The organism is Methylobacterium sp. B1 (assembly GCF_000333255.1).
Classification (GTDB): Bacteria; Pseudomonadota; Alphaproteobacteria; order Rhizobiales; family Beijerinckiaceae; genus Methylobacterium; species Methylobacterium fujisawaense.
On the sequence record NZ_BACT01000472.1, the window covers coordinates 1 to 23,748 of the forward strand.

The window sequence follows — 23,748 nt, forward strand, 5'->3', positions numbered from 1 at the left end:
GTTCCGCCTTTGTTGCCGACAGCCCCAGCGACAAGCAGATCACGCAGAGGCTCCAGGCCCCCCTCGCGGACGACGTCCTGTCTCAGTACATCAGCGAGGTTCAGAAGAACGCGGGCGTCAAGGTCGATCCGGCGGCCCTGCGCCGCGCCATCGGCGGCGAGTATTGAGGCATGGCCGAAGCGCCCGATTATGCGGCCTTCGCGGCGCGCTACGAGGCCAGGCAGCCGAGCCTCGTCGCGGTCAGCCTCGTCGCGGATCTGGAGACGCCGGTCGCGGCGTTCCTCAAGCTGCGCGCCGGCCATTCCGGTCCGGCCTTCCTCCTCGAATCGGTCGAGGGTGGTGCCGTGCGCGGCCGATACTCCATGATCGGCCTCGATCCGGACCTGATCTGGCGCTGCCGGGATGGCGCGCCCGCAATCGCGCGCGGTGCCGACCTTACCCGGTTTGAGCCGGATGACCGGGCACCGCTGGCGAGCCTGCGGGCGCTGATCGCCGAGAGCGCCATCGGCGACGAAGCCGGCGGCCAGGATCTGCCGCCGATGGCGGCCGGTCTATTCGGCTATCTCGGCTACGACATGGTCCGCGCCATGGAGCGGCTGCCGGAGCCGAACCCGGATCCCCTCGGCGTGCCGGACGCCATCCTGATGCGTCCGCGGGTCATGGTGGTTTTCGATTCCATCCGCGACCTGATCACCGTCGTGTCGCCGGTGAGGCCCACGGCCGGGACGACGGCCCGGGCCGCCTATGAGGAGGCGCTTCAGCGTCTCGACCGGGTCGCCGCTGCCCTGGAAGGTCCCTTGCCGATCGAGGCGCGGGTGGACCTGTCGGCGGTCGCCCATCCCGAGCCGGTCTCCAACACGTCGCCGGACGCGTTCGCCGCCATGGTGGCGCGCGCCAAGGAGTACATCGTCGCGGGCGACGTGTTCCAGGTGGTGCTGTCCCAGCGCTTCTCGGCGCCGTTCACCCTGCCGGCCTTCAGCCTGTACCGCTCCCTCCGGCGCACGAATCCGGCGCCGTTCCTGTGCTATCTCGATTTCGAGACGTTCCAGATCGTCTGCTCGTCGCCGGAGATCCTCGTCCGGGTGCGCGAGGGGACCGTCACGGTTCGCCCGATCGCCGGAACCCGCCGCCGCGGCGCAACCCCGGCCGAGGATGCCGCGCTCGCCGAGGAACTCCTTGCCGATCCGAAGGAGCGGGCCGAGCACCTCATGCTGCTCGATCTCGGCCGCAACGATGCCGGCCGGGTTTCGCGGATCGGCAGCGTCCGGGTAACCGACTCGTTCTTCATCGAGCGCTACAGCCAGGTCATGCACATCGTGTCGAATGTCGAGGGCGACCTCGATCCACGCCACGATCCCCTCGACGCGCTGGCGGCGGGCTTCCCGGCCGGGACGGTCTCGGGGGCGCCGAAGGTGCGGGCCATGGAAATCATCGACGAGCTGGAGCGCGAGAAGCGCGGGCCGTATGCGGGCTGCATCGGCTATTTCGGCGCCCGGGGCGAGATGGACACCTGCATCGTCCTGCGCACCGCGGTGGTGAAGGATGGTCAGATGCACGTCCAGGCCGGGGCAGGGATCGTGTACGATTCGGATCCTGCCTCCGAGCAGCAGGAATGCGTCAACAAGGCCAAGGCGCTGTTCCGCGCCGCCGAGGAGGCGGTGCGGTTCGCCGCGCAGGCGAAACGGGGGCAGTAGGCGGGGCCGCAAACCGGTTCCGCGCCCGACCCGATTGCCGAACGACGGGGATGGTTGACCGCGCGGATGCGAGCGGTCACATCGCCTGCATGCCCGAGCGTGCCGCCGCGATGCCCAACGTCCTCGTCATCGACAACTACGATTCCTTCACCTGGAATCTCGTGCACCTGATCGGTCCGCTCTGCGGGACCGTCGATGTCGTGCGCAACGACGCGCTCACGATCCCCGACATCCGCGCCAGGGCGCCGGACGCGATCGTGCTGTCGCCCGGGCCATGCACGCCCACGGAGGCGGGTATCTGCCTCGACGTGGTCCGTCATCTGTCCGATGAGATCCCGATTTTCGGCGTGTGCCTGGGTCTCCAGGCCATCGGACAAGCGTTCGGCGGCGATGTCGTGCGGGCGCCCCTGCCGCTCCACGGCAAGGTATCGACGATCCGGCACGGCGCCCGCGGCCTGTTCCGCGGCCTGAACGACAGCTTCGAGGCGACCCGCTACCACTCCCTCGTGGTCGATCGTGCGACCTGCCCGGCCGCGTTGCGGGTCACCGCGGAGGCGGACGGCCTGATCATGGGGCTCGAGCATGCCGAGCGTCCGCTCCATGGCGTCCAGTTCCATCCCGAGAGCATCCGGTCGCAGCACGGCACGGAGATCGTGAAGAACTTCCTCGATCTTGCCACGGCCTGGAATACGGCGCGTGACAGGACGCGTGCCGACGTGCATTGACGCCGGGAGGCCGGGGCGGCCCTCCGTCAGAAGCCATGGATCGTTTCAGACCCCATCTCGCGAAGGTCGCCGGGGGCCTCGCCCTCGACCGTGCCGAGGCCCGTGCCGCCTTCGACGACCTGTTGTCGGGCGAGGTGACGCCGGTCCAGGCCGGCGCCTTCCTCACCGCCCTCAAGGTGCGCGGCGAGACCGTCGACGAGATCGTCGGCGCCGCCGAGGCCATGCGGCAACGCATGACGCGCGTCGCGGCGCCCGCGAACGCCATCGACGTCGTCGGCACCGGCGGCGACCATTCCGGCAGCGTCAACGTCTCGACGCTGGCCGCCATCCTGGTGGCCGCTTGCGGCGTGCCGGTGGCCAAGCACGGGAATCGCGCCGCGACCTCCCGGTCGGGCGCGGCCGACGTGCTCGCGGCTTTGGGCGTCCGTCTGGGCCTCGATCCGGCTGGGCAGGTGCGCTGCCTCGACGAGGCCGGTCTCTGCTTCCTGTTCGCCCAGGCCCATCACCCGGCGATGCGACACGTGGCGGCGGTTCGCTCCGAACTGCCTGTCCGGACGATCTTCAATCTGCTGGGCCCGCTCAGCAACCCGGCCGGCGTCGGCTATCAGCTCTTCGGCGTCGCCCAGGAGGCCCTGGCCGAACCGCTGACGCGCGTCCTTTCGGAACTCGGCAGCCGCCGGGTCTGGACCGTCCACGGGTCCGACGGGCTCGACGAGATCACCGTCACGGGTCCGACGCGGGTGGTGGCTCTCGATCACGGCAGGCTGTCTCGCTTCACCATCGACCCGCGGGAATTCGGGCTGGCGCTGCGCGCGCCCGAGGAACTGCGCGGCGGCGATCCGGCCGACAATGCCCGGGCGCTCGAGGCCGTCCTGGCCGGCGCCCAGAACGCCTACCGGGATATCGCGGTTCTCAATGCGGGGGCTGCCCTCGTCGTCGCGGGTGCCGCGCAGGCCCTGGCGGACGGCGTCGCGCGGGCGCAGGATGCCGTCGATTCCGGGGCGGCCCGGGCGACGCTCGCCCGCCTTGTCCGGGCTTCGAACGACCACTCCAACGGGGAGGAGGGCCGATGAGCTCGCTGACGCACGACGCGACCCAGCAGACCGGCGCCGAGGCGCCGCCCGAGCGGCCGAACGTCCTCGCGCGGATCGAGGCCTACAAGCGCCGCGAGATCGCCGAAGCGAAGCTGCGCGTGCCGCTCGCCAAGCTGGAACGGCGGGTCGCGCAGGCGGAGCCGGTGCGCGGTTTCGCGGCGGCGATCCGCGCCCACCTCGCCGAGGACCGCCCGGCGCTCATCGCCGAGGTGAAGAAGGCCTCGCCGTCCAAGGGTCTGATCCGCGCCGATTTCGATCCGGCCACCCTGGCCGCCGCCTACGAGGCCGGCGGCGCGACCTGCCTGTCGGTGCTTACCGACGAGCCCTCGTTCCAGGGCAAGCCCGAATACCTGACGGCGGCGCGCGAAGCCTGCGGGCTTCCGGTGCTGCGCAAGGACTTCCTGTTCGAGCCCTATCAGGTCTACGAAGCGCGGGCCTGGGGCGCCGACTGCATTCTGGTCATCATGGCCTGCCTCGACGACGACGAGGCCGTGGCCCTGGTTGAGACGGCGAATCTCCTCGGCATGGATGTCCTGGTCGAGGTGCATGACGCGGCCGAGCTGACCCGGGCGATCCCCCTCGGTACGGCCCTGATCGGCATCAACAACCGCAATCTCAAGACCTTCGAGGTCTCGTTCGAGACCGCGATCGGGCTCGCGCCGGGCATACCGGCCGATCGCATCGCCGTGGCCGAGAGCGGGATCGGCGACCATGCCGACGTGGTGCGTCTCCGGGACAACGGCCTCGGCGTGGTGCTGGTCGGCGAGAGCCTGATGCGGCAGCCGGACGTCGCGAAGGCGGCCCGGACCCTGCTGTTCGGCGATGCGGAGACCAAGGGCGGCAAGCCGCGGAAGAAGGCTTAAGCGATGGAGCCGGGCTCGACGCTGACCCATCTCGACACCAGCGGCGCGGCCAACATGGTCGACGTCACCGACAAGCCCGCCACCGACCGGACCGCCCGGGCGGAAGGCCAGATCGTGATGAGGCCCGAGACCCTGGCGCTGATCCGCGAGGGCGACGCCAAGAAGGGGGACGTGATCGGCACGGCGCGACTCGCCGGCATCATGGCGGCCAAGCGCACCCACGAGTTGATCCCCCTCTGTCACCCGCTGCTGCTGTCGAAGGTTCGGGTCGAGTGTGAGCCCGACGCGGCGTTGCCGGGCCTGCGCATCGCCGCCGAAGTCCGGGTGCAGGGTCCGACGGGTGTCGAGATGGAGGCCCTGACCGCGGTCTCGGTGGCCTGCCTGACGGTCTACGACATGGTGAAAGCGGTCGATCGCGGCATGCGCATCGAGGGCATACGCCTCATCGCAAAGGACGGCGGTCGCTCGGGCGCGTATCGGGCCCCGCAGGAATGAGCGACCTGATCCCGGTCGCCGAGGCGCTGGCGCGCGTTCTCGCGAGCGTCGCCGGTCCGGTCGAACCCGAAACCGTGCCGCTGGCGCAGGCTGCCGGCCGGACGCTCGCCGCGGATGTCGGCGCCTCCCGCACACAGCCGCCGTTCCCGGCCTCGGCCATGGACGGCTACGCCGTGCGCAGCGCCGACGCCTCAGAGGTGGGGGCATCTCTGCGGATGATCGGCACCAGTGCGGCCGGACACGGCTTCTCGGGACGCATTGGCGCAGGCGAGACGGTGCGGATCTTCACCGGCGCGCCGGTTCCGGAGGGTGCGGATGCGATTCTGATCCAGGAGAATGCGTCCGCGGAGGATGGGACGGTGCGCGTCCTCGAGCCGGTCGAGCCGATGCGGTTCATCCGTCGGGCGGGCCTCGATTTCATCGCGGGCGAAACCCTGATCCCGGCCGGCATGAGCCTCGACGCCCGGCGCTTGGCGCTGGCCGCGGCGGCTGGCCATCCACGCCTCTCCGTGCGGCGGAGGCCGCGGGTTGCGATTCTCGCCACCGGTGATGAGTTGGTGGAGCCCGGGGCGACGCCCGGCTGGGACCAGATCGTCGCTTCGAACAGCCTCGCGCTGGCGGCCCTCGCGGCGGAGGCGGGTGCCGACATCATCGATCTCGGAATCGCGGCCGACGACCACGCCGCCCTGGCGGATGCGTTCCGTCGGGCCCGCGAGGCGCGGGCCGACCTGCTCGTGACCCTCGGGGGCGCCTCCGTCGGCGACCACGATCTGGTTCAGAGCGCGCTCGCCAAGGAGGGACTGGAACTCGGGTTCTGGCGGGTCGCCCTCCGTCCGGGCAAGCCGCTGATGCACGGCCGCCTCGGCGACATGCTGGTGATCGGATTGCCGGGCAATCCGGTCTCGTCGATCGTCTGCGGGCTGCTGTTTGTGGTCCCGGCCATCCGTGCGCTCCAGGGGGATCCGCAGGCGGGCGCCGACCGCAGCGAGCCGGCGAGGCTCGGCCGCGACCTTTCGGCGAATGACGGCCGCGCCGACTACATGCGCGCGAGCCTCACCGTGGAACCTGGCCAACTGCCCATCGCGACCGCCGAGCAGCGCCAGGATTCCTCCATGCTGGGCGTTCTCGGACGCTCTGAGGCCCTGCTCATCCGCGCGCCGCACGCGCCGGCCGCGACTGCCGGCGATCTTTGCCGGATCATCCGTCTCGATCGTCGCCTGTTCTGACGCTCAGGGCATCACGCGCCACGCCTTGAGAGGGCCGGACAGGTCCAGCGGCATCAGGCGGGCGCTCCGGACCTCGCCCTGGGCAAGTCGCGTGACGAAGGCCGTCTCGGCCTGAAGATCGTCGGCCGGCCGGGCCGGGCAAGCGACGAGGTATTGAACGCCGAACTCCGTCAGCACCCGGTCGAGGTCGGCCTCGGTACCGCCCAGCCCTTCGATTGCGGCCGTGAGTCCGGGAATCGCCCGGTGATACGGCGCGGCCACGATCTTATGCGGTGTCCGCAACAGGATCGACGGTCCCAGGACGATCGGCGCCAGCACGGTGCCCTCCGGCAGGGCCGCGAGGGGGCGCACGGCGGCATCGCTGAGGCAGGCTGTGACCTCGGCCGCATCCGGCGCGGTGCGCAGGTCCGGCGCCAACGCTCCCAACAGGAGCGCCGGGATCATCCAGAGGCAACTGATCATTCCGGCGCCGAGGAGCGCGATCTGCCAGCGTGGGCCATCGGCAGGCGGGCCAGCGGCGCGCGCCAGCGCCCGATCGAGGATGATGCCCGCCACCAGCGGCACGAAGCCGGAGGCGATGTAGAGGCCGCGGAACTGAACGATGCCGAGGATCAGCCCGGGCCACAGGAACAGCGCCATCACCGACCAAGCCCGACGCTCCGGCCCGTGCCAGGCCATCCCGGTTGCGGTGAAGGTCGCGAGGATCACGACGGGATAGAAGACCAGCGCCTCCCACTGGCCGCGCGCCACGAATTTCGTCAGTGGCGCCATCTCGTTGACGGTCAGCAACCAATGGATCCGCACGAGAGGCGGCATGTCCGGGAAGGGGCCGCCGAGGCAGGCCGGGAAGGCGGCGACGAACCCGACCAGAAGGACGCATCCGGCCAAGCCTGCGAGGGCGAGCCGGGCGCGGATCGTCGCGAGGCGCTCTCCCGCGACGGCGACCCCGGTGGCGAAGACGAGGCCGCCCACGGTCAGCCAGAGCCACGGTGGCGAGAGCGCGTCGCAATGCGAGACACCCCAGAGGGAAGGCGCTGTCTGCACGGCGAACAATGCGGGCGCGGCGGCCCCGAGCCCGAGGCCAAAGCCCGCCAGCGGGGGACGGGCGGGCGCTCCGCGCAGGCACCAGTCGCCCGTGAGATACAGGGCGGCCAGCGCCACGAAGGGCAGCCCCTCAAGCCCGATCGCCAGGGAGACGGCGGCCAGAATCCCACCGATCACCCCCTGCTTCAGATCGCCGCCGATCATGCAGAAGGCGAGGCCGAGGATCGCGATGATCTGCAGATTGTGATGATCGACCCGGCCTGCCTGGAACTGGATCGTGACACCGTAGGTCTGCGTCGCCGCCACCAGGGCCAGGAGCGCGGCCCGGCTCCCGAAGCTGTGCCGGACGCCGCGGTACAGAACCCAGCCGTAGAGCCCGAACAGCACCATGGGCCAGAAGGCGGCTGCGAGGCCTTCCGCCAGCGCGCGACCTGTCAGGGGCGTGAGTCCCAGGATCATCGCCGCGATGGGTGCGTCCACGAGGCGCGACCAGTGGCTGGGCGTGCCGGCCGGGGCCAGGAACCGGTACTGGACGTTGTCGAACCAGCCCTGTCCGGCCAGCAGGTCGCGGACTTCCACGAGGCGCATGGCGTCGTCGGTATCCGGAACCCGCAGGTGCCGGATCGTCTCCCACACCGCGTGGGGCGCGTTCATCGTCGCGATGCAGAGGGCGGCGAGCGCCCACAGGAGCGTGCGGGTCTCGATCCGCCGGCGCGGTCGGGAGGGCAGGGGCGCCGGAGCCGGCATGGTTGGATCACCCGGGCGGGCGGTCGATGCCCTCGCCGTCATGCTGGCGCGGTTCGGCTTAACGCGCGGTCAAGGGACATCGGCCGCGCGTTCCCGCCGCCGCGCCAGCGATTCCTTAACCACGACCCGGCATCCTGCCGTCCGGTCGGCGTCCTGCGCGTCGCGCGCCGCACCAATCGCCGGAGCATGGGATGAGCCACCACACCGAGACGCTGGTGATCGGCGCGGGGCCCGCGGGTCTGACCGCCGCCTACCTGCTGTCGAAGAAGGGGCGCTCCGTCACCGTCCTGGAGCGGGATCCGGCGCAGGTCGGCGGGATCTCGCGAACCGTTTCCCACAACGGCTACCTGTTCGATATCGGCGGCCACCGCTTCTTCTCGAAGTCGCAGGCCGTGGTCGATCTCTGGGACGAGATCCTTCCCAACGACTTCATCGAGCGGCCGCGCCTGTCCCGGATCTACTATCGCGGCCGGTACTACGCCTACCCGCTCAAGGCCTTCGAGGCACTCCGCAACCTCGGCGTCTTCACCAGTGCCGCCTGCGTCGCCTCCTACCTCTATGCCCGCCTGCGGCCGGTCGAGGAGCCGAAGACCTTCCACGCCTGGGTGCGCAACCAGTTCGGCGAGCGCCTGTTCGCGATCTTCTTCAAGACCTACACCGAGAAGGTGTGGGGCATGTCCTGCGACGCGATCTCGGCCGACTGGGCGGCGCAGCGCATCAAGGGGCTCGACCTCGGCGCGGCGATCCGCGACGGCATCAAGCGCTCCCTGGGCCTGCGCAAGCGGGCCCCGGCCGGCGGTCCCGTCATCAAGACGCTGATCGAGTCGTTCCGCTATCCGCGCCGGGGACCCGGCATGATGTGGGAGGCCGCCGCCGCCAAGATCGAGGCCCAGGGCGGCCACCTGCGCCTCGACCGCAGCGTCGATTCCCTCAGCTACGATGCCGGGACCGGCATCTGGACGGTGGCGGCCCGCCGCGCCGACGGCAGCCGCGAGACCTTCACGGCCCGCAACGTCATCTCGTCCGCGCCGGTCCGTGAGCTGGTCGACGCGATCCGCCCGCGGCCGCTCAGCACCTTCAACGCCCGGGCGCTGAAGTACCGCGATTTCCTGACGGTGGCGCTCATCGCCAAGTCCGACAAGAACTTCCCGGACAACTGGATCTACATCCACGACCCGTCGGTGAAGGTCGGCCGGGTGCAGAACTTCCGCTCGTGGTCCCCCGAGATGGTGCCGGACGCGGACCATACCTGCCTGGGCCTCGAATATTTCTGCTTCGAGGGCGACGGCCTCTGGAACGCCGACGATGCCGAGCTGGTGGAGCTCGCCAAGCGCGAGATCGGTCAGATCGGCCTGATCGACCCGGCCGACGTGGTCGATGCCTGCGTGGTCCGCCAGCCGAAGGCCTACCCGGTCTACGACGAGGAATATGCCGGCCACGTCGTCACCGTGCGGCGGGAGCTGGAGCGGGATTTCCCGACCCTGCACCTCGTCGGCCGCAACGGCATGCACAAGTACAACAATCAGGACCACGCGATGATGACCGCGATGCTGACCGTGGAGAACATCCTCTGCGGCCGGCGCCGGCACGACGTCTGGCGGGTCAACGAGGATGCCGAGTACACCGAGGCTGGCGTGTCGGGGGCCGACGCGGCGCTGGGCAGCGAGCGTCTCGTGCCGCGCAAGGTCGCCTGACGCGCAACAGCACCGGGCCCGCGTCACCGAAGCGGCTTGCCGGTCTCTCCCGCGCCCCTATCGTTCCCTTCCGGTAATGCCCTGAACCGAGGGCCGCCGGGAGGATTTGTTTCGATGCGATCTCTGCTTCTCGCCGCGCTCGTCGCGGGCGTGGCCATGCCGGCGGCGGTTCTGCCCGCCCTGGCGCAGGGCGCCGCCCCTGCCGAGACCAAGGCCAAGACCGACGATCTGGAGAAGCTCGAGGGCTTCCACAGCACGGACACGCAGGCCGCCGCCGAAATCCCGCAGACCGGCCGGCGCGCCGACGCGATCCGCAAGAACCTGTCGAAGATCAAGCTGCCGGACGGCTTCAAGATCGATCTCTATGCCGTGGTGCCGGATGCCCGCGCCATCGCGGTCGGCCCGAATGCCGGTGTGCTGTTCGTCGGCACGCGCAAGAGCAAGATCTTCACGGTCACCGACCGCGACAAGGACCGGGTCGCCGACGAGGTCCGGCCCTTCGCGCCGGGCATCGCGTTCAAGATCCCCAACGGCGTCTGCTTCTCGAAGGACGGCGTGCTCACCGTGGTGGAGCAGAACCGCGTCCTGGCCTTCCCGGCCGCCGAGTTCTTCTACGAGAACCCTGACGTCGCCGCCGGCGTGCTGGTCAAGCAGGGCGCGCTGATCCCGGCCTCCGAGGAGAGCTTCAACCACACCGCCCGGGTCTGCCGGGTCGGGCCGGACGGCAAGACCTACATCGCGCTGGGCCAGCCCTACAACGTGCCGCCGCCCGAGAAGATGGATCTCTACAAGAAGACCGGTATCGGCGGCATCATCCGCATCGACGCCGACGGCAAGAACCGCGAGGTCTACGCCACCGGCATCCGCAACTCGGTGGGGATGGACTTCAACACTGACAAGTCCCTCTGGTTCACCGACAACCAAGTGGACGGCATGGGCGACGACAAGCCGCCGGGCGAACTCAATCGCGCCACCAAGGCCGGCGAGAATTTCGGGTTCCCGTGGTTCGGCGGCGGCGCGGTCCGCACGGTGGAGTACAAGGACCAGACCCCGCCGGCCGACGCCGTCGCGCCGCAGGCCGAACTGCCCCCGCACGCGGCCGATCTCGGCATGACCTTCTACAACGGCAAGCAGTTCCCGGCCTCCTACAAGGGCGGGATCTTCATCGCCGAGCACGGGTCCTGGAACCGCACCGAGCCGGTGGGCGCCCGGGTGATGTTCGCCAAGCTCGGCGCCGACGGGAAGGTGGAATCGGTGAAGCCCTTCGCCGAGGGCTGGCTCACCGGCGACGGCGAGTATCTCGGCCGCCCGGTGGACGTGGCGGTGATGCTCGACGGCTCGCTGCTGGTCTCGGACGATTCCGCCGGGGCGATCTACCGGATCTCCTACGAGAAGTAGTGTCTTGTGACGGGGCGCCCCTCACCGAGGGGGACGCCCCGTCGCGAACGGGCGCGACGCACCCCCTCTCCAGTCCGGGAGAGGGTCGGGGTGAGGGGTGCGCCGTTTCCGGAAAGATCCGATCCCTCACCCTGTCCCTCTCCCGCACGGGAGAGGGGACTCGCGCCCCGTCCGGAAGCGCGGGGTTAGTCTCCACCGGTCCGAGAGTTCGAGCCCGCCCCGATGATCCGCTTGCTTCTCCTCCTTGCCGCCACGCTCGTCCCGCTCTCGGCCGAGGCCGGCGACGCTGCTGCGGGCAAGAAGCGCGCGACCGCCTGCCAGACCTGCCACGGGATGGACGGGCTCTCGAAGCTGCCGGAGGCGCCGAACCTCGCGGGTCAGGTCGAGCCCTACCTCGTGAAGGCGCTCACCGAGTACCGCGACGGCAAGCGGCAGAACGAGATCATGAACGTGGTCGCAAAGGAGCTGTCGGACGCGGATATCGCCAATCTGGCGGCGTATTATGCGGGGATCCAGATCGACGTGCTGCCGCCGGGGTAGACGCTCTTTTTGCGCCCCGCATCGTCGCTGCGCTCGCAACGACGGAAAAGGCCGGTTCCCATTTCAGAACCGGCCATCACGTTCGAACGCAAAAACAAGATCGGCTCTCGCGTCTTCCTCGTGACAGATGACGGAAAGCGCCTCACCAACGCGGCGCCTCAATCGTCCATCTTCAGCGCCGCGATGAACGCTTCCTGCGGGATCTCGACGCGCCCGAACTGGCGCATCTTCTTCTTGCCTTCCTTCTGCTTGTCCAGAAGCTTGCGCTTGCGCGAGATGTCGCCGCCGTAGCACTTGGCGGTGACGTCCTTGGACAGAGCCTTGATCGTCTCGCGGGCGATAATCTTGCCGCCGATCGCCGCCTGGACGGGGATCTGGAACAGGTGGCGGGGAATCAGGTCCTTGAGCTTCTCGCACATGGCCCGGCCGCGCGATTCGGCGCGGGTGCGGTGGACCAGCATCGACAGGGCGTCCACCGGCTCGGCATTCACCAGGATCGACATCTTCACGAGATCGCCCTCGCGGTAATCCGAGACGTGGTAATCGAAGGAGGCATAGCCCTTCGAAATCGACTTCAGCCGGTCGTAGAAATCGAACACCACCTCGTTCAGGGGCAGGTCGTAGACCACCATGGCGCGCTTGCCGACGTAGTTGAGGTCGATCTGGACGCCCCGGCGGTCCTGGCAGAGCTTCAGCACGCCGCCGAGATACTCGTCGGGCGTCAGGATCGTGGCGCGGATCCAGGGCTCCTCGATCGATTCGATCTTCATGATGTCCGGCATGTCGGCCGGGTTGTGGAGTTCCTTCACCTCCCCGTCGCGCATCTTCAGGCGGTAGACCACCGAGGGCGCGGTCGAGATCAGGTCGAGGTTGAACTCGCGCTCAAGTCGCTCCTGGATGATCTCCAGGTGCAGGAGCCCGAGGAAGCCGCAGCGGAAGCCGAAGCCGAGGGCGGCCGAAGACTCCATCTCGTAGGAGAAAGAGGCGTCGTTGAGCCGCAGCCGGCCCATGGCCGAGCGGAGGTTCTCGAACTCGGCCGCGTCCACCGGGAACAGGCCGCAGAACACCACCGCCTGGACTTCCTTGAAGCCCGGCAGCATCTCGGTGGTCTGGCGCTTGTCCTCGGTGATGGTGTCGCCGACGCGGGTGTCGGCCACTTCCTTGATCGAGCCGGTGAAGAAGCCGACCTCGCCCGGGCCGAGGGCGTCGATATCGGCCATCTTCGGCCGGAACACGCCGATCCGGTCGACGCCGTACACGGCGTCGGCGCCCATCATGCGGATGGTCATGCCCTTCTTGAGGGTGCCGTCGATGATCCGCACCAGCACGACGACGCCGAGATAGGCGTCGTACCAGCTGTCCACGAGGAGCGCCTTCAGCGGCGCGTCGCTCTTGCCCTTCGGCGGCGGCAGGCGGGTGACGATCGCCTCCAGCACCGCCTCGATGTTCAGCCCGGTCTTGGCCGATATCGGCACCGCGTCGGAGGCATCGAGGCCGATCACCTCCTCGATCTGCTCCTTCACCCGATCCGGCTCGGCCGCCGGCAGGTCGACCTTGTTGAGGACGGGCACGATCTCGTGGTTGGCGTCGAGCGCCTGATAGACGTTGGCGAGGGTCTGCGCCTCCACGCCCTGCGAGGCGTCGACCACGAGGAGCGACCCCTCGCAGGCGGCGAGCGAGCGCGACACCTCGTAGGCGAAGTCCACGTGGCCGGGCGTGTCCATCAGGTTCAGGACGTAATCCTTGCCGTCCTGCGCCTTGTATTCCAGGCGCACGGTCTGCGCCTTGATGGTGATGCCGCGCTCCTTCTCGATATCCATCGAGTCGAGCATCTGCTCGCTCATGTCGCGGAGCGCGACGGTGCCGGTGGCCTGGATCAGCCGGTCGGCCAAGGTCGATTTGCCGTGGTCGATATGTGCGACGATCGAGAAATTGCGGATGGATTCGATCGGGGCTGTCATCGGCATTCCGTTCGGGCGCACGCCGGCGCGCACCCTCTGACGTCGGGACGTATTCGAAAAGATCGGCTCCCGCGCGAGATAGCAGCGCCGCGGGAAGGCGCCAAGCGCGGCCTAAGCGCCTGAGGACCGGCGCCGACGCGATGAGGGTCCCGTCCCGTCATTTCGAGCGGGCGCAGAAAGGTCCGAATACCAGAACCCTACCGGCTGGCGCCGTCGGATCCCGCTGGGTGTCCCGGTCGCGGGCTGCGCGTCGCGGTCCCGGGATGACGGAGGGCATGGACCCGGTCGTCCGGTCCACGGACAAACGACGGGGGCCGGAACGTGCCGGCCCCCGGGTGAACGACGGGACTGTCGCCGACGATCGTCCGTCGGATCAGCGACCGCGGTCGCGGATCAGGCGCTCGATCTCGGCCTCGCCATGGGAGCGCGCCTTGGCCTCGGTCGGATGTTTCCGGTCCGAGCGCTGGTGCAGCTTGCCGTGCTTGCGGATGCTCCACTGGAACAGGGAGCCGCTCTCGCCGACCGGCTCCACATCGAGGCTGAAGGGGTAGGTATCAGTCTGGGTATCGCTCATCGCCCCGATATGGGGCACGCAGCGACTTTTCGCCATGCCTGATCGTGAAGTCCTTGCGCGTTCACGCGTCCGCACCGGTCGCGCGCGCCCGCGCGGCCATGGCAACGAGACTTTTGCGCAGCGCACCCATGTCGGTGACGCGCTCCGGATAGGGGGCCCGGACGGTGCGATCGCCCGCCATCAGGTCCATGCCCTCGGGGTCGAGGCCGGTGAGCCGCCAGGGCAGCCCGGCCTCGCCGCCCGCGCCCGTGGCGTAGAGCGCCAACGCGTCCGCATGGTCGGCGTTCATATGCTCCACGGCGCCGCGCTCGCCGGCCACGATCGGCTGCGCATCCGAGAGATCGAGGAGAAGCTGGTCCCGGGTCAGCGTCGCGGCCTTCGCGAAGCCGCCGTTGAGATGGCCGGCATCCGGCGTGAGGGCGAAGAAGCCGAAATCGGGGAAATCGGCGTAGAGCTTGGCCTTCGGGTGGCGGGCCAGGAACCGCTCGCGTGCCCGCGCCTCAGGTGTCTGGACGGCGCGGCCGACCACCGTCAGCCGGGGATGGGCGAGGGGATCGCCCTTGCCGCCCTGCGCGAACAGCAGTGAGCAGCGCGGCTCGGCGAGCAGGTTGCGGGTATGGGCCGACAGCCGCGACAGCAGCATCAGCGGCGTGCCGTCCGCGTCGGTGGCGATGGTGACGAGGGACGCGAAGGGCGTGCCGTCCGGATCCAGGGTCGCGAGGGCACCCGAACGGATGCTGCGCAGGAGCATCCGCGACAGGCCGATCGCGTCGAACGGCGCCGCTTCGGCGGGCAGCGGACGGGCCGGTCCGCCGGGACCCGGACCCGTGTCCATCGTCTCGCCCATCCGCGATTCCTCCCCGGTCCGAATTGCCGCCGCATTCCGCCGCCATGTTAGCGATCTGCTGCAGCGCGCGCGAGGCGTCCGAACCGCGTCAGATGGGCCGCGGCGTGCCGCTGTTACGGCCAAGCTATGACCGCCGCTCGCTTTTTCCGATCGGTCGTACTAAAGCACCTGTCCCTTTGCGTGTGCCGGGCTGCGCCGAAACTGCCCGGTTCGCGTTTTCGTCTGCCCCTCGTGGGCCGGGATGCGGCGCGGCCTGTGCGTAGAGCCGGGACCGCGCCTGAGCCCGTTCAGTCAGGGACCGCGCATGCCGACCATCGCCCTCGTCGACGACGACCGGAACATCCTCACCTCTGTGTCGATCGCGCTGGAGACCGAAGGTTACCGCATCCAGACCTACACGGACGGCGCCTCCGCCCTGGACGGTCTGCGCCATTCGCCGCCCGATCTCGCGATCTTCGACATCAAGATGCCGCGCATGGACGGGATGGAGCTTCTCCGACGCCTGCGGCAGAAATCCGACCTTCCCGTGATCTTCCTGACCTCGAAGGACGAGGAGATCGACGAACTGTTCGGCCTTAAGATGGGCGCGGACGACTTCATCCATAAGCCGTTCTCGCAGCGGCTCCTCGTGGAGCGGGTCAAGGCGGTGCTCCGGCGCTTCGCCAAGGAGGCCCCCGGCAGCACGCCCCGGGGCGAGGCCGAGGTGGCCGCCCGGTCGCTGGAGCGCGGCGCGCTGATGATGGATCCCGAGCGCCACACCTGCACGTGGAAGGGCGAGCCGGTGACCCTGACGGTCACGGAGTTCCTGATTCTGCAGGCGCTCGCGCAGCGCCCCGGCGTGGTGAAGAGCCGCAACGCCCTGATGGACGCGGCCTATGACGATCAGGTCTATGTCGATGACCGGACCATCGACAGCCACATCAAGCGGCTGCGCAAGAAGTTTAAGGTTACCGACCAGAGCTTCGACATGATCGAGACGCTCTACGGCGTCGGCTACCGCTTCAAGGAGGCGTGATCTCCAGGATCCGCCCCGTGACCGCCCGGACCACCCAGCCCCAGACCGAGGATGCCCCGCCCCGCGCCTCCCTGGCCCAGATTCTGTCCCGACCGCTCGGCTTGCCCCGCGCCGTGTGGGACGCGATCGGCCAGCGCGCCTCGTCGAGCCTGACGCGCCGCATCGTCGTCCTCAACCTCGTCGGGCTGATCGCGCTGCTCGTCGGGTTCCTCTACCTGAACCAGTTCCGCCAGGGCCTGATCCAGGCCCGGATCCAGAGCCTCGCCATTCAGGGCGAGATCATCGCGGGGGCGATCGCCGCCTCGGCGTCGGTGGACACCGACACGATCCGCATCGATCCCGACAAGCTGCTCCAGCAGCAGGCCGGCGAGGCGGCGGAGGAGGAATCGCAGCCGCTCGCCTTCTCGCTCAACCCCGAGAAAGTGGCGCCGCTCCTGTCGCGCCTCGTGACGCCGACGGGCAACCGCGCCCGGGTCTACGATCAGGAGGGCGGCCTCCTGTTCGACACCCGCACCCTGTTCAAGCGCGGCGACGCCAGCCGGCCCGATCCGCTGGAGCCCAAGCCCCACAAGCCCGGGATGCTCGAATCCGCCTTCGAGACGATCCAGGCGAAGCTCGGCGGCCTGTTCCGCAGCCGGACCGAGACCGCCGAGGAAACCGGGCCCGGTGAACGGCCACTCCCTCCGGGAGGTCCAGGCGGCGCTCGGCGGCAACCGCGGCAGCCTCGTGCGCCGCAACAAGCTCGGCGAGACCACCGTGTCGGTGGCGGTGCCGATCCACCGGGGCCGGCTCGGTCCGCGGCGCCCTGCTGATCTCGACCCAAGGCGACGCCATCGACCGGGTCATCGCCTCGGAGCGGTTCGGCCTGCTCCAGGTCTTCCTCGTCGCCTCGGCGGTGATGGTGGTGCTGTCGTTCCTGCTGGCCGGCGCCATCGCGGGGCCGGTGCGCCGCCTCGCCGAGGCCGCCGAGAAGGTCCGGATGGGCATCAAGACCCGCGAGGAGATCCCCGATTTCACCGAGCGGACCGACGAGATCGGCCATCTGTCCGGCGCCCTGCGCGACATGACCCAGGCGCTCTATCGGCGGATCGACGCCATCGAGAGCTTCGCGGCCGATGTCAGCCACGAGCTGAAAAATCCGCTCACGTCGCTGCGCAGCGCGGTGGAGACCCTGCCCCTCGCCAAGACCGACGAATCCCGCGGCCGCCTGATGGCGATCATCCAGCACGACGTGAAGCGCCTCGACCGGCTGATCAGCGACATCGCGGACGCCTCGCGGCTCGATGCGGAACTCGCGCGCGCCGAAGCCCGGCGCGTGGATCTCCGGCGGCTTCTCACCACCGTCGTCTCCGTGGCCAACGAGCGGCGGCGCCCGAAGGACTGCCTGATCCAGCTCGACGTCGAATCGATCGGATCGGAGCAGGACGCGCCCTTCACGATCATCGGCCACGACAGCCGGCTCGGCCAGGTGGTCAACAACCTCCTCGACAACGCTCGGTCGTTCTCGCCGAGCGACGCGAAGGTCCGGGTGGTGCTGCGCCGGGTCCGCGGTGAGGTGGAGATGATCTGCGAGGACGAGGGTCCGGGCATCCCGGAGCACGCCCTGGAGCGGATCTTCGAGCGCTTCTACACCGACCGGCCCGAGCAGGGCTTCGGCCAGAATTCAGGGCTCGGCCTGTCGATCTCCCGCCAGATCGTCCAGGCCCATCGCGGCACGATCCGCGCCGAGAACCGGCCCGGCGCCCCGGATGAAGATGGCGAGCCCACCGTGCGCGGCGCCCGCTTCGTGGTCCGCCTGCCGGCGGCCCCGCGGCAACTCCACGCCTGATGGTCACCCTTCACGGCGCCTGTATCGCGCTGTGCGAGACCGGGATCCTGATTCGCGGCCCGTCGGGCGCCGGCAAATCCAGTCTCGCGCTCCTGCTCGCCAACGCGGCCGACGGGGCCTTCGTGGCCGACGACCGCGTCGTCTGCACGGTGCGCGAAGGGCGACTCGTGGCCTGTCCCCATCCGAGCCTCGCCGGACGGGTCGAGATACGGGGGCAGGGGATCCTGCCCGTGGCCGAGCTCGGCATCCCGTTCCGCCCGGAGGTGGTTCTGGACCTCGCCGTCGATCTCGTGGAGACGGCACCGCGCCTGCCGGAGCCCCCCGAGGCGGCGGCGCTCCTCGGCCTGACCCTGCCGCGCCTCGTTCTCGACCGGGGCGCGCGCGCCGCCGGCCTCGCGCCGCTGCTCATCCGTGCGGCACTGCGAAAGCATCGGCCGTGACTTCGCAGCCGCACAGGCGGTTCGATTCGCCTAAGACTGGTATACCCCCATGGCGTAGCCGCTGCGGCCGTGGCATGATCGCGGAAATGTCCGGGCAAAAAAGTCGCGTTCGCCTTGTGGGGGGCTGTGCGATGCACAACATGGCGGCATTCACAGGACGTTGGAACACGTGTCGATGATTGGCATGGTGCTCGTAACTCACGGGCTACTGGCGACCGAGTTCAAGGCCGCTCTGGAGCACGTGGTCGGCCCGCAGGATCAGATCGAGACGATCACGATCGGGCCGGAAGACGATATGGAATTGCGACGGCGGGACATCATGTCCGCGGTCTGTCGGGTGAATACCGGTGAGGGCGTGGTCGTGCTCACCGACATGTTCGGCGGCACGCCGTCGAACCTCGCCCTGTCCTGCATGAACGGCGGCTCGGTGGAGGTCGTGGCGGGCATCAACCTGCCGATGCTGATCAAGCTGGCCAGCGTCCGCGACGAGGAGAAGCTCGGCGACGCCGTGCTTCACGCCCAGGAAGCGGGCCGCAAATACATAAACGTCGCCTCGCGGGTTCTGGCGGGGAAGTAGTCTTCACGATCAGGCTTCCAGTACGGCCGCGGTCGGGGTCGTCCGCCGCGTGCTCACGGTGATTCCCACTGAGGCCGCGATCACCAATCCGATCGCCAGCCATTGGATGGGACTGATTCGCTCCCCCAGGAGAACGAGGCCGGCGCAGGCCGCCACGGCGGGTTCCAGGCTCATCAGGACGCCGAAGCTCTTCCGGTCGAGCCGGCGCAGGGCGAACATCTCCAGGGAATAGGGCAGGGCACTCGACATCACTGCCACGCTAAGGCCTGCGGCCAGGATGCCGGGGGTGAGCAGGGCCGGTCCGGCCTCCGACAGGCCGAAGGGCGCCACCACGATGGCCGCCGTGAACATGCCGAGGGACACGGCCTGGCCGCCGTCGATCCGCCCCGCGCGCTGTCCGAACAGGATGTAGAGCGCCCAGCACAGGGCCGCGCCGAGATCGAGCAGGATGCCGATCGGATCGAGCCCGTCCTGACCGGAGATCGGCAGGAGCAGCGAGAGTCCGGCGACCGCCACGCCGATCCACAGAAAATCCGACCGGCGGCGCGACGCGATCAGAGCGACGGCCAGCGGCCCGACGAACTCGATGGCCACGGCCGGTCCGAGGGGCAGCCGTGCCAGGGCGAGATAGAACAGGAGGTTCATCAGCCCGAGGGCCGTTCCGTAGAGGGCGATCCAGCCGGCCTCGCGCGCCGGGAGGCTGCGCCGCCACGGCCGCCAGACGGCAACGAGGATCAGTGCCGAGAAGCCGACCCGCAGGGCGGACGTCCCGGATGCACCGACTGCCGGAAACAGGCTCTTGGCGAAGGTCGCTCCGCTCTGGAGGGAGACCATGCCGGTCACCAGCGCGGCGACCGGTAAAATGGAATGGAAAATCGGTGGCTCTACCTTGGGCATTTACCTATCGGTATCCATATCGATGAGGTTTTCTGTCTTACTTAATTAACACTCTAGGTTTAGCATAGGTAATGATCGACGAGGGTGGTTGATTTTTAATATTTCAACTCGGCTGCGAGTACAATATGAATGCTTTCAATAATATTCTATCGTCAATGCTGTCAAAGGGATATTTCCCAAAAGAATTGCCGCAAGCATTTACTTCAGAGAGTTTTGGTCAAAACGCTTTTTCTATAATTGAAGCGTGGCGAACGAGTGAGGTTTTTCAAACGAAGCCGGCCGGAAAGGTGCCTGGTACAGCCAAAAAAAAGAGCTCATCATTTAACTATGAATTAGCTCACGCCGATATGGAAGTCATATCTAAACCTAAGCGCGGTTATGAGCGTCGGGATATACATTTAACGCATCCAATTCCTCAGGCGTTGCTAACATACGAGATCGCAAATAATTGGCGATCCATTCAGAAATGGCTCGGGCGGCAAAAATTCTCGATAGACAAAATTAAAGTTTCTGAAAATTATCCTCGGTCAATAAAAGGCATTCAGTACAGTGTGCACCTTGCGAAGAAGGGGCACATCGAGGCAGTATCTAACTGGATTGTTAAGACAGATATATCTCGCTTCTATTCCACTATATACACTCATTCAATTCCGTGGGCGGCCTATGGGAAGGAAAGCGTCAAGTCAAATCTGAGAATGTATCAAGGATCCTTGGCCGACAGATTAGATGCATTAGTGAGAGCCAGCAATCGAAATCAAACGGTAGGAATTCCGGTTGGTCCAGAGACATCACGTGTTATTTCGGAAATCATTTCTTCGCGGATTGATGACAATTTTGGCTCGCTCGTTTCTGGTGTCGAAGAGGGTCGAGTTGATAGATTGCAGGATGATTGGCTCGTCGGCGCAGATACCTTCGAGCAGGCAGAAAACGTATTGTCAGTTATAACAAAAGCTTATAGAGAATTTGGTCTTGAAATAAACGGAAGCAAAACCACTGTAAATCGAATGATTGCTATAAGTGGAGGGGAATGGATCTCAGAAATTAACGCGTTTTTATCTCATAGATCTGGTGCGATCAAAGGTTCGCGTCTCCGTGAATTCCTATCGCTGACGCTCAGGCTCCAGGCAAAATATCCATATGAATCTGTTACGAGCTACACTCTAACGATCATAGAGTCGCAGAGAATATTTTCTGCCGATGTCGAAATCGTGGAAGCATTTCTGCTAAAAGCCGCCGTAATTTCGCCGATCTCAATGGACAGGATTTGCAGAATTATCATAAATCTGCAATTTACGTCTCATAATGTGTCAACCTCTCGGATAGGAAAAAGATTCGAGCGTTTAGCAGAAATAGCGATGGTGAATGGTAGCACCTACGAGGCTATCTGGCTTTTATATACTTTGCGCGGATTGAGAATTAGGTTAAATTCAAGGATTATTGTCGATCACATTGAGAATTATGCATCTAGTGTAGTCGCGCTCATTTTATTGGATATGCAAAGTAAGGGCTTGTGTGCGCGTGCCTTACCGAAGGACGAGTGGATCAGCCGACACGACAAGCAAGATATTTTAACAAGCTGGTCTTGGCTGCTTATGTATGAAGGCATACGCCTAGGTTGGATCCAAGATCGAAAGGCATTGATGAACGAGCCATTTTTTAGAGAAATGAGCAACCATAATGTATATTTTTATGATCAGACAAAAAACGTCAGAAACTCACGCAGTGTGATCAAAAATAACGTTAGACAACGGAAGATCGCGTCGGCGGAGGTCTCAACCTTTTTGAGAAAGATCCGAGAAATGTCCGCCGACGATTACTAACGCACTTTACAAAATGAACCGGCTCAGATCGGCGTTGGACGCCAGATCCTGAACCCGCTCGCGCACATAGGCTGCGTCGATCGGCACCGTCTCGCCGGAACGGTCTGTCGCGGTGAAGGAGATCTCGTCGATCACCCGTTCGAGAACCGTCTGGAGCCGGCGGGCACCGATGTTCTCCACCGAGGAATTCACCTCGACCGCGACCCGGGCGAGCGCGTCCACCGCGTCGTCCGTGAAGGACAGGGTCACACCCTCCGTTTCCATCAGCGCCACCGTCTGCTTGATCAGGCTCGCCTCGGTCGCGGTGAGAATCTGTTTGAAGTCGTCCACCGTCAGCGGCTGCAACTCCACGCGGATCGGCAGGCGGCCCTGCAGCTCGGGCAGGAGGTCGGACGGCTTCGAGACGTGGAAGGCGCCCGAGGCGATGAACAGGACGTGGTCCGTCTTCACCGGGCCGTGCTTGGTGGCGACCGTGGTGCCTTCGATCAACGGCAGAAGGTCGCGCTGTACGCCCTCGCGGGACACGTCGCCGGAGGACCGGCCCTCGCGGGCACAGATCTTGTCGATCTCGTCGAGGAACACGATGCCGTTGTTCTCGACCTCGCCGATCGCCTCGCGGACCAGCGCCTCGTCGTCGACGAGCTTATCGGATTCCTCGGCCATCAGGGGCGCATAGGCGTCCCGGACCAGGATCCGGCGCGGCTTGCCGCGCTGGCCGCCGAGTGCCTTGCCGAGCATGTCGCCGATGTTGATCGCGCCCATGGAGGCCCCCGGTACACCGGGAATCTCGAACATCGGCATACCCGTGGGGGCGCCGGAGGTCAGCTCCAGCTCCACCTCCTTGTCGTCGAGCTCGCTGTTGCGGAGCTTGCGCCGGAAGCTGTCACGGGTGGCCTGGCTGGCGGTCGGCCCGACGAGGGCGTCGAGGAGGCGGTTCTCGGCCGCGGCTTCGGCCTTGGCCTTCACGCCCTCGCGCTTTACCTGCCGGGTCAGGCCGATCGCCACTTCGACGAGATCACGGATGATCTGCTCGACATCGCGGCCGACATAGCCGACCTCGGTGAACTTGGTGGCCTCGACCTTGAGGAACGGGGCGTTGGCGAGCCGGGCGAGGCGGCGGGCGATCTCGGTCTTTCCGCACCCGGTCGGCCCGATCATCAGGATGTTCTTGGGCGCGACCTCCTCGCGGAGCGGACCGATCAGCTGCTGGCGTCGCCAGCGATTGCGCAGCGCGATCGCCACGGCGCGCTTGGCGTCGTGTTGCCCGACGATGAAGCGATCGAGTTCGGACACGATCTCGCGCGGAGAGAACGTCGTCACCGCTGTGCCATCCCTGTTCCCGGCCCGAAATCGGCCCCGCGCCGGGAATGGGGTCCCACGCGGCCCCGCGCAAGGGGGCGCCGCGTGGGCCGATAGCCGCCTCAATGCGCTGCCGGCACCGCTGTAACGCCGGGCTTGTCGTGCTGGCCGAACCGCTCGACGAGGGTCGAGCTGGCGGCGTTGAGGCCGACGACCTCGACGAGGCGCCCGCGGGCGCGGGCCTTCAGCACCACCCGGTCGAGGGCTGCGACGGCCGAGATGTCCCAGAAATGCGCCGCGTTGACGTCGATCACGAGACGCTCGACCGGCTCCAGCACGTCGATCGCCTCGGAGAACGTGCCGGCGGAGGCGAAGAACACCTGCCCGGTGATGGCGTAGGTGCGGGTCCGGCCATCGGCCGAGAGGCTGGAGGTGATCCGGTTGAGACGGGAGACCTTGCCGGCGAAGAACACGCCCGAGAGCAGCACGCCGACCAGCACGCCGATGGCGAGATCCTTCGTGGCCACGACGACCAGGACGGTGGCCAGCATCACCGCGGAGGATGGCAGCGGGTTGGTCCGCAGGCGGGCCAGGGAACGCCAGGAGAAGGTGTTGATCGAGACCATGATCATCACGGCGGTCAGGGCCGCCACGGGCACCACGGCGAGCAGATCCTGCAGCGCCACGAGGAGCAGCAGCAGGAAGGCGCCGGCCACCAGCGTCGAGAGGCGGCCGCGGGCGCCCGAGGAGACGTTGATCACCGACTGGCCGATCATCGCGCAGCCGCCCATGCCGCCGAACACCGCGGAGGCCATGTTGGCCACGCCCTGGCCCATGCATTCGCGGTTCTTGTCGCTGCCCGTGTCGGTCAGGTCATCGACGATCTGCGCGGTGAGCAGGCTCTCCAGCAGGCCGACCGCGGCCAACGTCGCCGCGTAGGGCAGAAGGATCCGCAGGGTCTCGAAGGTGA

20 protein-coding genes and 1 pseudogene are annotated in these 23,748 nt (G+C 67.2%); 14 read left to right on the forward strand and 7 right to left on the reverse strand.

Annotated elements, in window-relative coordinates; genetic code table 11:
- The first annotated feature begins 170 nt into the window (after positions 1 to 170).
- The 6 genes from trpE to glp all read left to right on the forward strand — a co-directional run bounded on the left by trpE (position 171) and on the right by glp (position 6,097).
- Entirely contained in the window at positions 171 to 1,694 is a 1,524-nt protein-coding gene (gene trpE / locus I53_RS13835) for an anthranilate synthase component I (protein WP_043351642.1), read from the forward strand.
- A 110-nt stretch (positions 1,695 to 1,804) separates the two neighbouring features.
- On the forward strand, positions 1,805 to 2,419 hold the full coding sequence (locus tag I53_RS13840) for an aminodeoxychorismate/anthranilate synthase component II (protein WP_043351665.1): 615 nt from the start codon (positions 1,805 to 1,807) through the stop codon (positions 2,417 to 2,419).
- Positions 2,420 to 2,454: 35 nt separating this feature from the next.
- The gene (gene trpD, locus I53_RS13845) at positions 2,455 to 3,492 is read left to right on the forward strand and encodes an anthranilate phosphoribosyltransferase (RefSeq protein ID WP_043351643.1); all 1,038 of its coding nucleotides are present in this window, start codon (positions 2,455 to 2,457) and stop codon (positions 3,490 to 3,492) included.
- Positions 3,489 to 4,376, forward strand: a complete 888-nt coding sequence (gene trpC, locus I53_RS13850; RefSeq protein ID WP_043351644.1) for an indole-3-glycerol phosphate synthase TrpC — start codon at positions 3,489 to 3,491, stop codon at positions 4,374 to 4,376. Before trpD ends, trpC begins: the two co-directional genes overlap by 4 nt.
- 3 nt (positions 4,377 to 4,379) lie before the next feature.
- Complete coding sequence (gene moaC / locus I53_RS13855) at positions 4,380 to 4,871, forward strand: cyclic pyranopterin monophosphate synthase MoaC (RefSeq protein WP_043351646.1); 492 nt, start codon at positions 4,380 to 4,382, stop codon at positions 4,869 to 4,871.
- The gene (glp, locus tag I53_RS13860) at positions 4,868 to 6,097 is read left to right on the forward strand and encodes a gephyrin-like molybdotransferase Glp (RefSeq protein WP_043351648.1); all 1,230 of its coding nucleotides are present in this window, start codon (positions 4,868 to 4,870) and stop codon (positions 6,095 to 6,097) included. The genes moaC and glp overlap by 4 nt, the downstream gene beginning before the upstream one ends.
- Positions 6,098 to 6,100: 3 nt before the next feature.
- Here the strand turns inward: glp and I53_RS13865 are convergent, their stop codons facing one another.
- Entirely contained in the window at positions 6,101 to 7,888 is a 1,788-nt protein-coding gene (locus I53_RS13865) for a hypothetical protein (RefSeq protein WP_043351649.1), read from the reverse strand.
- A gap of 191 nt (positions 7,889 to 8,079) precedes the next feature.
- On the opposite strand from I53_RS13865, the gene I53_RS13870 reads away from it, so the two are divergent.
- The 3 genes from I53_RS13870 to I53_RS13880 all read left to right on the forward strand — a co-directional run bounded on the left by I53_RS13870 (position 8,080) and on the right by I53_RS13880 (position 11,520).
- Entirely contained in the window at positions 8,080 to 9,582 is a 1,503-nt protein-coding gene (locus I53_RS13870; protein ID WP_043351651.1) for an NAD(P)/FAD-dependent oxidoreductase, read from the forward strand.
- Positions 9,583 to 9,696: 114 nt separating this feature from the next.
- Positions 9,697 to 10,980, forward strand: a complete 1,284-nt coding sequence (locus I53_RS13875) for a sorbosone dehydrogenase family protein (protein WP_043351653.1) — start codon at positions 9,697 to 9,699, stop codon at positions 10,978 to 10,980.
- Between the two features lie 222 nt (positions 10,981 to 11,202).
- A complete protein-coding gene (locus I53_RS13880; RefSeq protein WP_043351655.1) occupies positions 11,203 to 11,520 on the forward strand; it encodes a cytochrome c in 318 nt (105 codons plus the stop codon).
- 158 nt (positions 11,521 to 11,678) lie between these two features.
- On the opposite strand, the gene lepA is transcribed toward I53_RS13880, so the two are convergent.
- The 3 genes from lepA to I53_RS13895 form a co-directional block, all read right to left on the reverse strand.
- Positions 11,679 to 13,481: a translation elongation factor 4 gene (lepA, locus tag I53_RS13885; protein WP_043351666.1), complete on the reverse strand. Its 1,803-nt coding sequence runs from the start codon at positions 13,479 to 13,481 to the stop codon at positions 11,679 to 11,681.
- A gap of 373 nt (positions 13,482 to 13,854) precedes the next feature.
- Positions 13,855 to 14,091 (reverse strand): hypothetical protein, encoded by a 237-nt coding sequence (locus tag I53_RS13890; protein WP_236952957.1) that lies wholly within the window; start codon positions 14,089 to 14,091, stop codon positions 13,855 to 13,857.
- 25 nt (positions 14,092 to 14,116) lie between these two features.
- Positions 14,117 to 14,902 carry a DUF2470 domain-containing protein gene (locus tag I53_RS13895; protein WP_051044813.1) on the reverse strand — a complete coding sequence of 262 codons (786 nt, stop codon included), beginning with the start codon at positions 14,900 to 14,902 and terminating at the stop codon, positions 14,117 to 14,119.
- A 304-nt stretch (positions 14,903 to 15,206) separates the two neighbouring features.
- On the opposite strand from I53_RS13895, the gene I53_RS13900 reads away from it, so the two are divergent.
- From I53_RS13900 to I53_RS13915, 4 genes and pseudogenes are all read left to right on the forward strand, one after another.
- The gene (locus I53_RS13900) at positions 15,207 to 15,917 is read left to right on the forward strand and encodes a response regulator transcription factor (protein ID WP_020094607.1); all 711 of its coding nucleotides are present in this window, start codon (positions 15,207 to 15,209) and stop codon (positions 15,915 to 15,917) included.
- A gap of 71 nt (positions 15,918 to 15,988) precedes the next feature.
- Positions 15,989 to 17,745, forward strand: a pseudogene (locus I53_RS13905) (stimulus-sensing domain-containing protein).
- The gene (locus tag I53_RS13910; protein WP_043351657.1) at positions 17,745 to 18,185 is read left to right on the forward strand and encodes an HPr kinase/phosphorylase; all 441 of its coding nucleotides are present in this window, start codon (positions 17,745 to 17,747) and stop codon (positions 18,183 to 18,185) included. The pseudogene I53_RS13905 and the gene I53_RS13910 overlap by 1 nt, the downstream one beginning before the upstream one ends.
- A gap of 175 nt (positions 18,186 to 18,360) precedes the next feature.
- Positions 18,361 to 18,762, forward strand: a complete 402-nt coding sequence (locus I53_RS13915) for a PTS sugar transporter subunit IIA (protein WP_043351658.1) — start codon at positions 18,361 to 18,363, stop codon at positions 18,760 to 18,762.
- Between the two features lie 9 nt (positions 18,763 to 18,771).
- Here the strand turns inward: I53_RS13915 and I53_RS13920 are convergent, their stop codons facing one another.
- Positions 18,772 to 19,659: a DMT family transporter gene (locus I53_RS13920; RefSeq protein WP_043351660.1), complete on the reverse strand. Its 888-nt coding sequence runs from the start codon at positions 19,657 to 19,659 to the stop codon at positions 18,772 to 18,774.
- Between the two features lie 125 nt (positions 19,660 to 19,784).
- Between I53_RS13920 and I53_RS31300 the strand changes: the two genes are divergently transcribed.
- On the forward strand, positions 19,785 to 21,479 hold the full coding sequence (locus tag I53_RS31300) for an RNA-directed DNA polymerase (RefSeq protein ID WP_083936054.1): 1,695 nt from the start codon (positions 19,785 to 19,787) through the stop codon (positions 21,477 to 21,479).
- A 6-nt stretch (positions 21,480 to 21,485) separates the two neighbouring features.
- Here the strand turns inward: I53_RS31300 and hslU are convergent, their stop codons facing one another.
- Both hslU and I53_RS13930 read right to left on the reverse strand, forming a co-directional pair.
- Positions 21,486 to 22,799 (reverse strand): ATP-dependent protease ATPase subunit HslU, encoded by a 1,314-nt coding sequence (hslU, locus tag I53_RS13925; RefSeq protein ID WP_043351661.1) that lies wholly within the window; start codon positions 22,797 to 22,799, stop codon positions 21,486 to 21,488.
- 101 nt (positions 22,800 to 22,900) lie between these two features.
- The coding region (locus I53_RS13930; RefSeq protein WP_043351663.1) for a SulP family inorganic anion transporter at positions 22,901 to 23,748 on the reverse strand (848 nt) is incomplete at its 5' end.